Source organism: Pseudovibrio sp. JE062 (genome assembly GCF_000156235.1).
Lineage (GTDB): Bacteria > Pseudomonadota > Alphaproteobacteria > Rhizobiales > Stappiaceae > Pseudovibrio.
Window position 1 is genome coordinate 22,257 of sequence record NZ_DS996805.1, and the last position, 16,301, is coordinate 38,557.

Annotated in this window: 13 protein-coding genes; 8 read left to right on the top strand and 5 right to left on the bottom strand. The window is 54.3% G+C overall.

The window, feature by feature from the left end:
* The first annotated feature begins 3 nt into the window (after positions 1–3).
* Both ptsP and PJE062_RS00115 read left to right on the top strand, forming a co-directional pair.
* A complete protein-coding gene (ptsP, locus tag PJE062_RS00110; protein WP_008546700.1) occupies positions 4–2,400 on the top strand; it encodes a phosphoenolpyruvate--protein phosphotransferase in 2,397 nt (798 codons plus the stop codon).
* 301 nt (positions 2,401–2,701) lie between these two features.
* Entirely contained in the window at positions 2,702–3,787 is a 1,086-nt protein-coding gene (locus tag PJE062_RS00115) for a glycerol dehydrogenase (protein ID WP_008546477.1), read from the top strand.
* Between the two features lie 67 nt (positions 3,788–3,854).
* On the opposite strand, the gene PJE062_RS00120 is transcribed toward PJE062_RS00115, so the two are convergent.
* From PJE062_RS00120 to PJE062_RS00135, 4 genes are all read right to left on the bottom strand, one after another.
* Positions 3,855–5,000: an HlyD family secretion protein gene (locus PJE062_RS00120; RefSeq protein ID WP_008546775.1), complete on the bottom strand. Its 1,146-nt coding sequence runs from the start codon at positions 4,998–5,000 to the stop codon at positions 3,855–3,857.
* Positions 4,997–5,209, bottom strand: coding sequence for a DUF1656 domain-containing protein (locus tag PJE062_RS00125; RefSeq protein ID WP_037035712.1), 213 nt, complete (start codon positions 5,207–5,209; stop codon positions 4,997–4,999). The genes PJE062_RS00120 and PJE062_RS00125 overlap by 4 nt, the downstream gene beginning before the upstream one ends.
* A 13-nt stretch (positions 5,210–5,222) precedes the next feature.
* Complete coding sequence (locus tag PJE062_RS00130) at positions 5,223–7,373, bottom strand: FUSC family protein (RefSeq protein WP_008546879.1); 2,151 nt, start codon at positions 7,371–7,373, stop codon at positions 5,223–5,225.
* Positions 7,374–7,488: 115 nt separating this feature from the next.
* Positions 7,489–8,367, bottom strand: a complete 879-nt coding sequence (locus tag PJE062_RS00135; RefSeq protein WP_008546855.1) for a LysR family transcriptional regulator — start codon at positions 8,365–8,367, stop codon at positions 7,489–7,491.
* Between the two features lie 245 nt (positions 8,368–8,612).
* Here PJE062_RS00135 and blaPSV point away from each other — a divergent pair, with 245 nt between their 5' ends.
* Positions 8,613–9,500 carry a PSV family class A beta-lactamase gene (blaPSV, locus tag PJE062_RS00140; protein WP_008546521.1) on the top strand — a complete coding sequence of 296 codons (888 nt, stop codon included), beginning with the start codon at positions 8,613–8,615 and terminating at the stop codon, positions 9,498–9,500.
* A 60-nt stretch (positions 9,501–9,560) separates the two neighbouring features.
* Here blaPSV and PJE062_RS00145 read toward each other — a convergent pair whose 3' ends face one another.
* The gene (locus PJE062_RS00145; RefSeq protein WP_008546706.1) at positions 9,561–11,075 is read right to left on the bottom strand and encodes an alkaline phosphatase family protein; all 1,515 of its coding nucleotides are present in this window, start codon (positions 11,073–11,075) and stop codon (positions 9,561–9,563) included.
* A gap of 213 nt (positions 11,076–11,288) precedes the next feature.
* Between PJE062_RS00145 and PJE062_RS00150 the strand changes: the two genes are divergently transcribed.
* The 5 genes from PJE062_RS00150 (at position 11,289) to PJE062_RS00170 (ending at position 16,297) form a co-directional block, all read left to right on the top strand.
* Entirely contained in the window at positions 11,289–12,062 is a 774-nt protein-coding gene (locus PJE062_RS00150) for a DeoR/GlpR family DNA-binding transcription regulator (RefSeq protein WP_008546787.1), read from the top strand.
* Positions 12,063–12,239: 177 nt separating this feature from the next.
* Complete coding sequence (locus PJE062_RS00155; RefSeq protein WP_193384373.1) at positions 12,240–13,079, top strand: EamA family transporter; 840 nt, start codon at positions 12,240–12,242, stop codon at positions 13,077–13,079.
* Positions 13,080–13,263: 184 nt separating this feature from the next.
* A complete protein-coding gene (locus PJE062_RS00160) occupies positions 13,264–14,160 on the top strand; it encodes a LysR family transcriptional regulator (RefSeq protein ID WP_008547289.1) in 897 nt (298 codons plus the stop codon).
* Positions 14,161–14,264: 104 nt separating this feature from the next.
* Positions 14,265–14,741, top strand: a complete 477-nt coding sequence (locus PJE062_RS00165; RefSeq protein ID WP_008546629.1) for a formate dehydrogenase subunit gamma — start codon at positions 14,265–14,267, stop codon at positions 14,739–14,741.
* Entirely contained in the window at positions 14,741–16,297 is a 1,557-nt protein-coding gene (locus PJE062_RS00170; protein WP_008547035.1) for an NADH-quinone oxidoreductase subunit NuoF, read from the top strand. The genes PJE062_RS00165 and PJE062_RS00170 overlap by 1 nt, the downstream gene beginning before the upstream one ends.
* Positions 16,298–16,301 lie beyond the last annotated feature (4 nt).

The window sequence follows — 16,301 nt, forward strand, 5'->3', positions numbered from 1 at the left end:
GAAGTGGTAGGCATCGTCGTTGTGTCTCACAGCGCCAAGCTGGCAGAAGGTGTTGCTGAGCTGGCGCAGCAGATGACACAGAACAAGTGTGCCCTTGCAGTGGCGGGCGGGATTGATGATCCCGCCAACCCAATCGGCACAGACCCCGTTCAAGTGATGACCGCCATCGAAACCGTAATGGATGACGATGGCGTTTTGGTTCTTATGGACCTTGGCAGCGCACTGCTGAGTGCCGAGATGGCTCTGGAGTTGCTGGGGGATGAAGTTGCATCCTCCGTCGAACTCTGCGCGGCTCCTATTGTGGAAGGCACCATGGCAGCTGCTGTTGCTGCTGGCTCTGGTTTGCCACTGGCTGCCGTAAAAGAGGAAGCGCTTGGCGCGCTGAGTGCCAAGAAGAAGCATCTGGGTGTTGAAGAAGAGGTAGTCGTCACTGCGGCGCCTGAGGCCCCGGCTGGAGAGGAGTTTCGGTTCAGCTGGACTGTACTTAATCCTCACGGCCTACACGCGCGCCCCGCAGCTGCTATTGTCGGTGCCCTTGCTGGTTTTGATGCTGTTCTTCAAATTGAAAAAGCAGAAGAACGGGCCAATGCCAAAAGCCTCAATGCCATTGCTGGGCTCTCCGTGCGCCGCGATGATGAAATCACATTTATTGCCAGTGGCAGGCAGGCAGAACAAGCTTTGGCGGCTTTCAAAGCCCTGGCTGAAAATGGGTTTGGTGAAGATGTAACCGCAGAGCCTGTGGTTGCGGAAGCGGAACCAGCTCCAGCTCCCTTGCAAAGTGTTGAAGGCGTGATCGCAGGCCTTCCAGCGTCGCAAGGCATCGCCTTGGGCCGTGTTGCCTTCTTCCAACCTGTTATGCCAGCTGTGCCGGATCGGGCCTTTGCTGGTGTTGATGAAGAAAGCGACCGCCTGTTTGTAGCAATCGGTTCCATCGCCAGCGAAATGCGACGCAACGCAAAGTCTGCGAAGGATGCAGACCAGTCCGGCATCTTCACCGCTCACATTGCCATGCTGACGGATCCAGAACTGGAACCGAAACTGCGTGGTTACATAGCGGACGAAAATGGGATAGCCGAACAGGCTTGGATCTCGGTGATGTTTGAGCTCAAAGCCCAGTATGAAGCCGCTGACAGTGACTATATGCGCCAACGGGCTGTAGACATCTGGGACATCACGCGACAAGTCATGGTTCAGTTGACTGGATCGGAAGGTGAGGGCGCCTCTGTGCCTGCCAACTCAATCCTGATTGCTGAGGATCTGACGCCAACTGACACAGCGAAGCTGGATAAAGAACACGTACTCGGCATCTGCCTGACAGGTGGCGGCAAAACCTCTCACAGTGCGATCATCGCCAGAGCCATGGGCATCCCAGCGATTGTTCGAGCGGCTGGTGCGTTTGATCTGTTGGAAGATGGTCAGCAGGTCGTGCTTGATGGCTTTGAAGGCCTGCTCTGGACGGATCCTTCGGAGGAAGTGGAAGCGGATCTGGTTGCTCAGCATGAAGCATGGAAAGCAGAGCAGGCCAAAGCCGCATCCAAGGCCATGGAACCAGCCATCACGCTCGATGGTGTTCACTTCCCGGTACAAGCCAACATCGGTAGCTTTGAAGACGCTGAGAAGGCCGTTGCTGCAGGCGCAGAAGGCGTCGGCCTGATGCGGACGGAGTTCCTGTTCCAGTCACGCGCTGAGTTGCCGGATGAGCAATCTCAGTACGAAGAGTACAAGCGCATTGCAGTCGCCTTTGGAGACCATCCCATCACCATCCGCACGCTCGATGTTGGCGGGGATAAGCCGCTGGAAAGCTACCCGATGGAGGCGGAAGAGAACCCGTTTCTGGGACATCGTGGGGTGCGAATGTGCCTTGCTGACAAGAAACTCTTTTCAACGCAAATTCGCGCACTCATTCGCGCAGCCGCTGAACAGCCTAATATTCAGATGATGATCCCAATGATTTCAATGGTTTCTGAGCTGAAAGATTGCAAAAAGCTGGTCGAGGAAGCGCGTGAAGAGCTCGGGCTTTCACATAGCAACGCACCGATGAGCGTAGGGATCATGATTGAGGTGCCTTCTGCTGTGCTGGATGCGGATAACCTGGCAGTTGAGGCAGACTTCTTCTCCATCGGCACCAATGATCTGACCCAGTATGTGATGGCTGCTGATCGCGGAAATCCTAAGGTTTCTGAGTTGGTTGACTATACCCAGCCTGCAGTGCTCAGGGCTATCCGGATGACCTGTGAGGCGGGGAAACGCGCGGGGATACCCGTGAGTATGTGTGGTGAAATGGCAGGAGACACTCAGGTCACCGAGTTGCTGCTCAAAGCAGGTATCTCCAAGCTCTCAGCCAGCGCCTCACTGCTGCCGGCACTGAAAGAACAGATCAGACAAACCTCCCTGAGTTGATCTCATAAGTGTCGGATAACCATGCCCGCTTGCCCCCTCGGCAAGCGGGTGTTTTGGTGTATCCAGTAGTCCACTGTACATTCGATCTTTGATGACTGATTTGATTGTATTTTTACATTATGAAACTTCAATATGACAAATAATGTAAATTAATGATCGTTTACGGATTTATCCGAATGGTGTCTCCGAAAAGTGACACCTAGTATTTCACTGAATGACGACGCTTTCAGGGTGCCTGTACACCCGCTTCGGTACGCTCTGTCCGGGGATAAGCGGCAAACTCCAACAGTGAGATTACACCATGGACCAGATCATCATTTCTCCGAGCAAATACGTTCAGGGCGAAGACACCATCGCCAAAATCGGTGACTACATAAAACCCCTGGGCCAAAAAGCAGCTATCCTCGCCGACAGCTTCGTGACTGGCCTTGTTGGAGACACTGTCAAAAAGAGCTGTGCGGACGCTGGGATCGAGCAGCGTATGGAAGAGTTTGGTGGTGAATGTTCCCGTGCCGAAATTGATCGTCTGATGGAGATTTTCAAGGCAGAAGGTTCTGATGTGGTTGTCGGTATCGGTGGCGGTAAAACGCTCGATACAGCCAAGGCCATTGGCTTTTATCACAAAATTCCAGTGGTCGTGGTGCCAACCATCGCCTCAACTGATGCGCCAACCTCTGCGCTTGCGGTGATATATACCCCTGAGGGCGAGTTCTCAGAGTATCTGTTGTTCCCGTCCAATCCGAACCTGGTCATCATGGACACCAAGATCATCGCAGGGGCTCCAGTTCGCCTTCTGGTCGCTGGTATCGGTGATGCGTTATCCACCTACTTTGAGGCCCGTGCGAACGGTCTTTCCGGCAAAGCCACCATGGCAGGCGGCCTCCCAACCAAAGCCGCCCAAGCTCTCGCCAAGCTCTGCTACGAAACCTTGCTGGCTGATGGTTACAAGGCCAAGGTTGCCGTTGAAAACCGAGTGTCCTCAACAGCAGTGAAAAACATCATTGAAGCCAACACCTTACTCTCTGGTCTCGGCTTCGAAAGCTCTGGTCTTGCCGCCGCTCATGCCATCCATAACGGCCTGACAAAACTGGAAGAATGCCATCATCTCTATCACGGCGAGAAGGTTGCTTTCGGTACATTGACCCAGCTGCTTCTTGAAAATGCGCCAATGGAAGAAATCCAAGAAGTCCTCACCCTCTGTCGCTCCGTCGGCCTCCCAACCAATCTGTTCGACATGGGCGTCAAAGAACTGGATCATGCCAAACTCATGGAAGTCGCAGAAGCCTCCTGCGCAGAAGGCGAAACCATCCACAACATGCCTTTCCCCGTTACCCCAGAAATGGTCTACGCCGCCATGCTCTGCGCCCACCAGATCGGGCTGAAGTAACTATTAGCATTGTATAAGCTCAAGGTATTAAATTCCGTCTGTACTCCTGAGTACAGGCGGAGTTTTCCTACTGAAACACCAGCGGTGCTGGTGGAGCATCCAAACTTTTATCTTCTGAGGCGGTGCCGGTTAGGACCAGGACGGAGACTGTGGTGCCGACGCGGAGGAGGATGTTTTGGGGGAGGTCTGTGATTTTTACGCGGACGGGGATGCGTTGGGCGAGGCGGATCCATTCGAAGGTTGGATTGATGTTGGGCAGGAGGTCGGAGCCGGTGCTGCCGTCTGATTGGGAGATGCCCCAGCCGATGCTTTCTACTTCTCCATGGACCACCTGATCGGGGTAGGCCATGAGGGTCATGACCACCTTATCGCCGATGTCGATCCGGCTGATCTTGGTTTCCGGGAAGTAGGCGTCAATCCAGAAGCTTGAGGAATCCACGAGGGCAAGGGCAGGCTGGTTCTCTACGGTCTGGCTGCCCAGTCGCAAGTTGAGGTTGGTGACGTAACCGGAGACAGGAGCGGCGACCTGCGTGAAGCCCAGATCCAGTTCAGCGGTTTGCAGGGCGGCCATTGCGGAGCGGAGCTGGGCGTTGTCTTTTCCTTTTGCTCCTAAACTCGCCACGACTTTCGCAAGACTTGCCTGTGCTTCGACCAGAGCGGCTTCGGCCTGTGCCAGACCGGACTGGGCTTGCTCTGTATCAGCCAGAGCGACGATGTAGCTTTTTTCAATCTGATCGTAGGTGCGCTGGGTGACGTAGCCGTCTTTTAAAAGCTTGGCGTTTCTGTCCAGATTGCCCTTGATGTTCTTCAGGGTTGCGATGGAAGAGCGGAGTTCTGAGCTGGCTTGCTCCACATTGGAGCGATACTGGGCGACGTTGGCTTCTGCGGCTTCACGCTCTTTTTCCAGTGCGTTGAGCTGGTCGACAGTCTGGTCGAGGTCTGCTTTCTTTTGCGCGTAGGTGGCCTGGAATGTGCGTGGGTCGATGATAAAGAGCAGTTCGCCTGCCTCGACCTTCTGGTTGTCTACGATGGGCAGTTCCACGATGGGGCCGGAGACACGGGTGGCGATCTGGATGACGTTGGCGCGGACCTGACCGTCGCGGGTCCATGGGTTTTGCAGGTATTGGTAATATTTGAAAGCGAAGGCCAGAACAGCCACGCCGATAATTGTGCCAGTGATTGCAAGTTTATGAATGGGTTTGAGTGCTTTCATATCGGAATAACCCAGCTCCCAAGGATGACGGTGTAGATGATGGTTAGAGCAACGAAAACGCCGGGGGGATAGAGCAGAAATCTGGAGAGGCGATATCTGTTCATCAACCGGGCGGTGAGCCAGCTGAGAAGCAGGCCAAGGGCAGCGGCAACCAAAACAGGAGGGAGGTAGACGGTCCCGATGGCCCATTCGCTTGGAAAACCATTCATCAGCGCTCCTCCATTAAAACCGGGCTTCTTGCAGTTGAGGCCAATCCATCTTGAGGGACTGATCCTCATAGTCCTCTAATGCCCGACAAACACTGCGAATACCTCCAAGAATGCGATAGATATTTAATCGTTCATCCAGATCAATGCTGTCTTTGCCGCGTTCTTCCAGCACTTTGGCGATGGTGCTTTCCATCTCCGGCATGTTGAGGGCGCACTGTCTGACGGCGTCTCCGATGGTTGCGCCAGTCGGGTCTTTGACCAGTTCAGCGAAGTCCGTTTTTAGCTGCGCACTCCAGTCGTGGATGTCTTTTCGCAGAGCGGCATAGAGCTGTGAGCTCTGAGCGATTTTAAGTTCATTGATGAGCACGGACAAGCGGATGGACAGGGCTTCGAGAATGATCACTGTTCTGCGTAACTGATGCTTGTCGAGCCCTGGAGAGGTGCCTGTGATCCAGCCTGTCATTTTGTGGGGGATGCTCTCGACCTCATTGAGGTGATGATTTCTGATGTATTGGCGCAGTTTTGTAGGTTCCAGATGCGGTTCTTTTTGGTGTTCGGTCAGGAGGAAGTTGGTGCTGGCGAAAAAGCGGCGCAGCAGATTGAGGTATTGCACCTCCGGGCGCAGGTTGAAAGTGAAGATGGATATGGCTGCGTAGATAGCGATGACCAACAGGAAGACCAGAAGCTGATCGGCTACGAAATTGAAACTGTAACTTTGATGGTTGCTGATGTTGGTCATCATCACGAAGTTTGCCAGACCGAACATTCTGCCCAAAATGAGTTGAGGCGTGTGGAAGAGGTAGGCGATGGAGAATACTGAAAGAAAAATGACAGTTCCCAGAGACCAGAAGCTGTGCAAGTGGGGCATGATCAGCAGATAGATGAAAGCCCCAAAGGCGGAGGATAGGATACCTGGAACAAGAATGGAGACGGGTTTCAGGTAGGGATTGCTGGAGAGGGTGACGCTGTAAACGCCCGCCAGAATGACCAGCACCGTTCCTGCTGGCAGGTTGGGAAAGTAGATGTAAGAGAGATACGCGGCCCACAGGCACAGGAAAGCGCGTAAAGCTCCCTTCAACTGGCCCATGTTGATCACGTCTGGTTGTGTGCTTTCCTTGACGTGAAAGTCCAGTTGATTGCTGGTGTTCTCACTGAAGATGACCGTGGTGAGTTCATGAAGCTGATAGGTGATGCGCTCGATCTCATCCAACTGATGGATGTACAGGGACAGGGCGGCTTTCTGGAAATACTGCAGGCCGGATATGTCGATCTCTTTGATGTGAAAGTCTCTGAAAAGCGGTTTTGGTTTGACGTCTTTGCCTTCTGTGAGATCTATGATGGTTTTGAAGCGTCTGGTGATTTCTGCCTCATATCTGGTGAGCCACGGGATGCGGGTTTCCAGCTCCAGATCGTCGACTTCGTTGAAGCTTTGCCGCCAAACTTCCAGTGCGCGTTCATATTGGGTCCAGAGTTTGCCGGTGTCCTTCCATTGCTTGCTGACCTCCCAGACTTCGTAGCTTTCCAGTTCCGCGATGTTTGAGAGGTCTGCGAACTTGGCTTGTAAGGCTGAAAACTCACCTTGTTGCTGCAGGTACTTGTGCGGGTTGCTGGCGAACTCCCGGTCTATTGTGCTTTGAAAAAGAGCAAGACCGCTTTTGGTCAGGTTCTTTGAAGTTCTGACAAGGATCTTTGATGAGGTTCTGGGCCACAGGATGACTGAGACCATGCTGTAGGTGATTACGCCCAGAGCGGTTTCCTGAATGCGCAAAACAGCGGTGTAGAAGGCAGGCTGGTTGCTGGCAGCTGCATCCACGGCAACAATGATGGTGACGAAAGCTGCGACATTCCAGAAGTATGGGTTGTGCCTGGATTTCATCATGTAGGTGCAGAAAAACACATAGAAGGACAGGGCAATCATGAACATCCAGCGCTGCTGCGGGAACAGCGAAAGCAAGGTGAGGGCCATGATTGCGGCAAGCAATGTGCCGCCGAGGCGTTGAAGGCCCTTGTGAAAGGACTGTCCTGAGGTTTCCAGCGATATGAAAGCAACGGCAAGGCCAGCCCAGTACGGGCGGTCCCAGTCCATATAGAGTGCGATGGCGTAAGCGATCACCATGGCCAGTGCAACTTTTATGGCGTCCTTTGCTCTGTCGCTGAGAAGCATTCCTCGCACCTGAGTTCCGTTGCCCACTTTTGCGGGCGGTCAGATCAGAATAGGGGGAAGGCGTATGGGAGAGGTTTTGGTTTTCCTTTCAATTCGCTGCGTTGTTTCATCATTCCTAGGTAGAGGGAACTGGTTCCTGAGCAAGCAACCAGTTTTTGAAGAGGGTGAGAGCCGGGGTGGCTGGTTTGGATTTTAGGTGGGTGAGCCAGTATTTGCCGGTTGTGATCTGGGTAGGGAATGGTCTGATGAGCCGTCCGGTTGCCAGTCGCCGTGCGAACATATGGTAGGGCAGCAAAGCGATGCCGAGGCCGGCTTCGACCATATCTGCCATGGCAACGGATGAATCAAAGACGGGGCCTTCGATTTTGGGGCATGGAGCTGCAGCTTGCTGGAACCAGAGTTCCCATTCATCAGAGCGGTAGGATCTGAATAAGGGTTGATCCGCCAGATCCTGCGGGTTTTTGAGGCTCTGTGCGATCTCGGGTGAGCAGAGCGGGGTGAGTGGTGTGGTGAGCAAGGGGGCTGCGTGCAGGCCCGGCCATAGGCCTTCTCCAAACCGAATGGCGATATCGAGGCCTTCCTTGGCAATATCAACGCGGTTGTTGTTGGTAAAGAGGCGCAGGTTCACGCCGGGGTGTTTTGCCTGAAAATCCGGTAAGCGTTCAATCAGGTAACCGGTGGCAAACGTCGTGACGACACCGAGGTTGAGTGTTTCCTGATAGCGACCATCGAGGAAACGGTCGAGTACGGAGCCGATCCTGTCGAAGCTTTGGGTTAGGACCGGATGCAGGGCGGTGCCTTCATCTGTCAGCACAAGGCCTTTGGGGGTGCGCAGGAACAGCGTTGTGCCGAGCAGCTCTTCCAAAGCAATGAGCTGGTGGCTGACAGCGGCCTGAGTGACGCGCAGCTCAATAGCAGCGCGGGTGAAACTGCCTTGCCGGGCGGCGACTTCGAAGGCGCGCAGGGCATTGAGAGGAATGTTGGGTCTGTCCATAGCTATTAGTTTTTCTAATATTCAAGTCGAGAATTAGTCGTTTGTGGCTCCACCTTAAAGTGTTTAGTCCTAAGGATGCATCTGATTAAGATGGTGCCCACCATCAAGATATTTCGTGTTTAAGCGCAGTTATTGGCGATTTTGTGCTGCTGAGTGTTATGCTTTGCGGCAGGGGACAAGCTGTACCTGTTTCATGAGATTTATTTGTTGCCGGGCACATGTTTCGTCATTCAAGGAGTTTGAGTATGTGGCGTTGTTTTGACCATATAGCCGTGCCTTTTAAGCGTGTTTCTTTCGCATTGGTTGTTGCCTGTGGTGTGCCTGCTGTGGGAGCTGCCGGAGAGCTTCTGGACACGGTCAACCGATTAGAGAATGAAGTTGGCGGCCGGATTGGTGTGGTGTTGCAGCACACCGGTTCTGATTGGGCTATTGAGAGCCGAGCTGATGAGCGGTTTCCCATGGCCAGCACGTTCAAGGCTTTGCTGTGTGGTGCTGTTCTGGCGCGGGTGGATCGCGGTGAGGAACGGCTGGGGGAGGTTGTTGCCTACTCAAAAGCGGAGCTAGTTTCCTACTCACCTGTCACGAAGAAGCATGTGGCTGAGGGAATGCGTGTTGGGGAGCTTTGTGAAGCGACAGTCACGATGAGCGATAACACGGCTGCCAATCTTCTGCTGAAGCGTGTTGATGGACCCAAAGGGCTGACGAGGTTTTTGCGTGGGCTTGGGGATCGTGTGACACGGCTAGATCGGCGGGAGCCAGAGATGAACGAGGCGAAACCCGGTGATGCACGTGATACCACCTCGCCAAGGGCTGTCGTTCAGACGTTGGATCGGTTGTTGTTTGAGGAAGTGTTACAGCCGTCCTCTCGTGCGCAGCTGCAGCAATGGATGGTGGATGACAAAGTGGCGGATGCTTTGATCCGCAAACACCTGCCATCTGACTGGCGCATCGCAGATAAGTCTGGCGCCGGTCACAATGGCTCTCGCGGGATCATTGCTGCAATCTGGCCTGAGACAGGCGAACCGTATCTCGCAGCTGTTTACATGACGGGCAGTGATGCAAACTTCAAAAAGCGCAATGCTGTTATCGCTGAAATCGGGAAGGCGATCATTGAGGAGATCCAGCAGCGCTAAGAGTGCTTGCTGTGAGCTGATTATGGAGAGCGGAGCAATGAGGATTGCCCCGCTTTTTTGTTAGTGCTTTGGGCCATCTGTGGTGATCATCCAGTTGGACAGGGTTTTGTCCATGTTCTTCATGCGGTGACGTAGGAGTTCACGGGTCATGCGGGTCAGTGTTGGGGCATGCTCGGGTTTGTCGGCAAGGTTTTCCATCTCTCCGTTGCCTTCTGCATCGAACAGCATGGGTGGTAGATCAGCTGCAAACTCGACCAGCGTGAAGCGATCATCGCGCAGGATGCTCAGGCAGGAGTTGTCCAGATTGGTTCCCAGTTGCTGCTGCCATAGGGTTGCTTCCAGAGGATCAGCGAAGTCCAGCTCAGACATGGAGAAAGTGCGCCAGTCTTCGGGCGTTTTTCCTTCCAGAAATGGCAGTAGAGATTTGCCGTCCACTGAACTTGGCAGGTCCTGTCCGACCCAGTCCAGAATGGTTGGCATAATATCGATGGATTCAGTGACTTTTGTGACTTGCGTTCCGCGTTCACCGTCTGGCATGCGGATGATGAGCGGGGTGTTGTAGGCCGCATCATAAACGGTCATCTTCCCCCAGCTGTGCCGGTCACCCAGCATCTCACCGTGGTCTGCGGTGATTACCACCATGGTGTTGTCGTATTGTCCGGTGTCTTTGAGGAACTGAACTACACGGCCAACGTGATGGTCTACTTCTGTGGCGAGTCCCAGATAGATAGCACGCAAGGTGCGGATGTTCTCGTCGGTTGGTTCCAGATCTGGGAAACCTTCAACAAAGCTGGCGGCGCTGCTGTTTTGCATGGTGGGCGTGAAGAACGGGTGGAGGGCCTGTTCGTCTTCTGGTTGCTCCAGGCGTGTTGGCAGCGGCAGAGACTGCTGGTCATACATGGTGTTGTATGGAGCAGGGGCGACAAGCGGTGGATGCGGGCGGATGTAGGTCAGATGCGCAAACCAGCTTTGCTGGCGGTAGGCTGGCATCATCTCCAGGAAGGCGTTGGTGAGGAAGGCTGTGTCACTGTCTTCAGCGGCATAGAGCGCTGGATCGTTTAGGCGCGGTTGCTGGCCATTGGGTGAGACAGGTTTGTAGACGTCCCAGTAATTTTCAAAGGTGTAGCCCCGGTTCATGAGATGGGATTGCCATGGAAATGACATTTCCAGTCGCATCTCCTTCATCTCGTGGAAGCCGTTCATCGGGTATTCGTAGGTTCTGACCGCTGGATCATTGGGGTGGAATGCCCGAGGATCCTGTGAAGTGTCGGTGTAACCAAACAGCATTGGCAGATAGCCCGCCTTGCGCATTTCTGTTGCGATGTTTGGCGTGTCGTGGCGCAGAGGTGTGCCATTGCGTACGGAACGGTGGTTCATGGCGTACTGGCCGGTGAGCAGGGATGCTCTGGATGGGCCGCAGGGGTTGGTGACTGAGAAGTGCCGGGTGAAAGTGACGCTGTCTTCCATGAATGCTCTGAGATTGGGCAGGTCCACATGATCTGCCAGATCCCCGAGGACGCAGTCTGCGCGCAGCTGGTCGATGATGATGAAAAGTACGTTGCGCTTGTTCTGCATAGTCCTGATCCCCCACTGCCACGGTTCGTGGCGCAATCCGACAGACCGATACTCCCGCAATATGAAAGAGAGATGTAACTGCGGTTGTTTGCCAGCGAATAATCCACAACTACGCACAAAATCCAACATAAATCGATATATGTGTTGGAATTTGACTGTAATTGTGGAGTAAGGCAGTGCCAGAGTAGCAAAGATGCAAAGCACGAGGGGCAGATGTCTCATAGCCATCGCGAACTTGAACTGCTGGATGTTCTGAAACGGCTCGGCGGATCTGCGCGCAATTCCGATCTGGCAAAGGCGCTGGATGTGTCTGAAGAGACGGTTCGGCGTACGGTGAAAACTCTCTCGCAGACCTCTGATGTTGAGCGTGTGCGGGGCGGGGCTTATCTGGCTGGTACGCAGAATGACCCAAGCTTCTTCCGCCGGATTTCGCAGCGCACAGATGAGAAGCGTCTGGTTGCTTCTGTTGTGTGTGATGTGGTGGAAGATGGCATGACCCTTTATCTGGATGTGGGGTCAACCACGGCTTATGTGGCGGAAGATCTGAGACTGCGAAAGAACCTGACGGTTGTGACCAACTCCATCGGTGTTGCGCAGACGCTGGTCAGCGTGAATGGCAACCGCGTGCATTTGCTTGGCGGGGAAATGCAGGAGGATGACCGGGGCACCTTTGGGCACGACACTTACACCCAGGTGCAGCGGTTTGCGCTGGATATGGCGATTTTCAGCCTGGATGCAGTCTCTGCCAGCAAGGGCTTTCTCTATCAAAGCAGCGTGGAGTCTCAGTTGAGTGCTGCGATTGCCGAAAGTGCGGATCAGGTGTTGATTGCCTTTGACCATGGCAAGCTGGGTGAAACAGCACCGTATGTAGGGCCAGCTGCTGGCAGTGTGGACTATGTGGTGACGGACAGAGCGCCTGAAGAACCGTTTGCTTCAGCCTTTGCTGAGTGGGGCATCCAGACCTTGATTGCTTCACGAAAAAACTGATTACCAGAGTAAAGTGCAGAAATCGAAAACCTTCGAAATTCCAGCATTTTAAAGAATAAACAAGAACTCATAGGAAGCCCCGTGTTCCAGCGCTTGCAAGGTCAGTTGCAGGCTGGAGGACAGAGCTCAGAACGAGCCGAAACATTGGGTGCTTCCGATTACGAATGGTTTTGATTGATGAGCGTTTCCATCATAATGATTATCCTTGCTGCGGCCATGCTGCATGCAATCTGGAATGCGATTGTAAAAACGGCGGGTGACCGCACAATCACGCTGGGCCTTGTGGCCTTTGGGCATGTGATCCCGGCCGCGGTGATGATTGCCGTATTGCCGCTTCCGGAGCCTGAGAGCTTTGGCTATGTGTTGCTCTCCACCTGCATTCACTTTGCCTACTATTACACGTTGGGGCAGGCGTATCGTCATGGTGATCTGAGTGTGGTTTACCCGATTGCCCGCGGGATTGTGCCTGCGCTGGTTTCTCTTTGGGCCATGCTGTTCGTGGGCGAAGTTTTACCGTTTTGGGCGTGGTTTGGCATTGGCCTGATTGCGTTTGGTATTCAGATCTCCAGCTGGTCTGCCCTGCGTCAGGGGGTTGGCGGTGCCGCGCTTGGCTTTGCCATTGCCACGGGTGTTTGTATCTCAGCTTATTCGCTGGTGGATGGTGTTGGTGTCCGGCTTTCTGGCAATACGCTGAGCTATTGGGCGTGGGGTGCGTTTTTGCAGGTGTTTATTGCCGCCTTCATTGGCATCCGCCGCTGGTCAATGCTGCCAACGCTTTCTAGGAAGACCTGGGCGCTGGGGCTGACGGGTGGTGTGGTTTCCATGATCGCGTATGGCCTGGTTCTTTATGCCAAAAACTTTGCCCCGCTGGGCGCAGTGTCAGCACTGCGAGAAACCTCCGTTATCTTCGCGGCTCTGATCGGTTTTGTGCTGCTGGGTGAAGGCAACTGGGTGCGCCGCTTGCTGGCAGCCGTGCTGATGGTTGCCGGAGTTAGCTTTATCGGCATGAACGTTTGATCCGCTGATTTATCCAAGTCCACCGGTCTTCTTGACTTTCGCCGTTATGGTTCTGGCTCTGAATATGCTAGTTCATTTCAGAGCTAAGAGAAAACATCTAAGGGATTGCCCATAGGGAGGTTATGAGCAGTCCCGTTGGTCATGATCTGACTGGTCGTTACCGGAGTGTTTGAGAGGGAGAGCCATGATCGACAAGCTGGAGATGTTTATTGCGCTGGCGCGTGAGAAGCATTTTGGGAAGGCGGCAGATGAGTGCGGTGTGACGCAGCCAACGCTGTCTGCCAATATCAAGCAGCTTGAAGAGCAACTGGGTGTTCTGCTGGTTTTGCGTGGCTCACGCTTTCAGGGGCTAACGCCTGAAGGGAAGCGCGTGCTGGAGTGGGCGCGCAAGCTGGTGGCTGATACGCGGACCATGAAGCAGGAGCTGAAGGCGGTCAGCGATGGCCAGTCTGGCACCTTGCGGATTGCTTCCATTCCCACAGCTCTGACGTATGTTCCTGAAATCACCACATGCTTTAGCGAGGAGAACCCGGGCGTTGACTTCAAGGTGTTCTCGCGACCGTCCTCGGAAATTCTGGCGCAGCTGGAAAATCTGGAGATCGATGTAGGGCTGACCTATCTGGACAACGAGCCTTTGGGCCGTGTTCTGCAAATTCCGCTTTATCGTGAGCGCTACTGCTTTGTTGTGGCCGAGGGTGGCCCTCTTTCCGGCAGCGAGCATGCCACCTTGCAGGATGTGAGTGGTGTGCCGCTGTGTCTGCTAACCAGCGATATGCAATGCCGGCGTATCATCAACAATATCCTTCATGATGTGGAGGTGGAGCCCAAGCCTGTTTTGCAGTCAGATTCCATCATGTGCCTATTGGCGCATGTGCGCACCGGGCGGTGGGGGACGATTATCCCACAGGCAGTGGCGCAGACGATTGCCTCCGATCATCTGGAGATCATCCCGATTTCAGACCCTTACGCCAGCATCATGGTTGGCCTGATTGCGACACAGCGCGAGCCGCGCGCGCCACTTCTGGATGCCTTCCTCAAGCGTGTAAGCAGAATTTCGCAGGGGCAAGAGCTCTCTACGTGATTTCAACGATAGGGATGTGCAATCGCCCAACGGATATATCATATTGATTGCCTGCGACATATTGTGCCAACACGAAGCATTGACGTGCGAGGAGGGAGGAACTTATGGCCTTGCAGACGCAATCGCAGGATATAGAAAAAGACACGGCCGCGATTATTGATGTCCACGAACATCAGGAAGGGCCGCTCCTGCCTATCCTGCACGATGTGCAGGCGAAATTTGGTTATGTTCCCGAAGATGCGCTGTTGCAGATCGCTGATCGGTTGAACCTGAGCCGCGCCGAAGTTCACGGAACAATGAGTTTTTACCACGACTTTCGCACGGAGCCTGCCGGGCGCCATGTGCTGAAGGTTTGTCGTGCGGAAGCCTGCCAGTCTCTTGGCGGTGAGAAACTTGCTGAAGACATTCAAAGAGATCTTGGCATCAAATGGCATGAGACCACGCCTGACGGCAAGGTGACGCTGGAGCCCGTTTATTGCCTTGGCCTATGCTCCTGTGCGCCGGCTGCAATGATGGATGGCAATCTGCACGGGCGCCTTGATGAAGCTGCTGTGCTGAAGCTGGTTGAGGAGGTGAAGTGATGGGTGCTGTCCTTTATGTTCCTTGCGATGCTGCGGCACTCGCTGTTGGTGCCGACCGGGTTGCCGATACGCTTGCGGAAGAGCTGAGCGCGCGTGGTGTTGATGCGCAGATTGTCCGCAATGGCTCACGCGGTATGCATTGGCTGGAGCCGCTGGTTGAAGTTGAGACTGAGCGCGGCCGCATTGCTTACGGTCCGGTGACCCCGGCTGATGTTGCTGGCCTGCTGGATGCGGGGCTTTTGGAAGGCGCTGACCATGCTTTGTGCCATGGCCTGACTGAAGAGATGCCGTTTTTGAAGCGGCAGACGCGTCTGACCTTCTCCCGCTGTGGTATCACCGATCCGCTTTCTCTTGAGCATTACGAGGCGCATCACGGCTTCCTCGGCTTGAAGCGGGCTCTTGCGATGACGCCTGCTGAGATCGTGCAGGAGGTGACCGATAGTGGACTGCGTGGTCGTGGTGGTGCGGGTTTCCCGACTGGTATCAAGTGGAACACCGTTCTGAAGGTGCAAGGCGATCAGAAGTACATTGTCTGTAATGCTGATGAAGGTGACAGTGGCACGTTCTCAGACCGGATGATCATGGAGGGTGATCCTTTCGTCCTGATCGAAGGGATGGCGATTGCCGGGATCGCTGTCGGGGCGACGAAGGGGTATATCTACACCCGCTCTGAGTATCCGCATGCTATCGCCATTTTGCATGATGCCATCCAGATTGCGCGCAAGGCCGGTATTCTTGGGCCTTCCGTCATGGGCTCAGAACACGCTTTTGATATGGAAGTGCGTGAAGGGGCTGGTGCTTATGTGTGTGGTGAGGAAACGTCACTGCTGAACAGCCTTGAAGGCAAACGCGGAATCGTGCGTGCCAAGCCTCCGCTTCCGGCGATTGAAGGCCTGTTTGGCAAGCCGACTGTGGTCAACAACGTGATGTCTCTGGCGTCCGTGCCGATCATCATGGATCGGGGCGCGCGGTTCTATCGGGACTATGGTGTTGGGTATTCTCACGGCACTATTCCAATTCAGCTGACCGGTAACATCAAGAACAGCGGCCTGTTTGAGACGGCTTTTGGCCTGACGCTGAACGAGCTGATCTATGACATTGGCGGAGGTACTTTGAGTGGCCGTCCAGTGAAAGCGGTTCAGGTTGGTGGTCCGCTGGGTGCTTACTTCCCGCCGTCCCTGTTTGACACGATCTTTGATTATGAGGCGTTTGTTGAGCGCAACGGCATGATTGGTCATGCGGGGATTGTGGTGTTTGATGACACAGTCGACATGCTCAAGCAGGCTCGGTTTGCCATGGAGTTCTGCGCCATTGAAAGCTGCGGCAAGTGTACGCCATGCCGTATCGGTTCTGTGCGCGGTGTGGAGGTGCTGGACCGGATTGCCAAAGGTGATCAGCCGGAGCAGCAGATTGAGCTGCTGACCGACCTTTGCGATACGATGAAGATGGGCTCGCTGTGTGCTCTTGGCGGGTTCGCTCCTTATCCTGTGATGAGCTCTTTGACGCATTTTCCGCAGGATTTTCATGTAAAGCCATTAACAGACGCCGCGGAGTGAACCC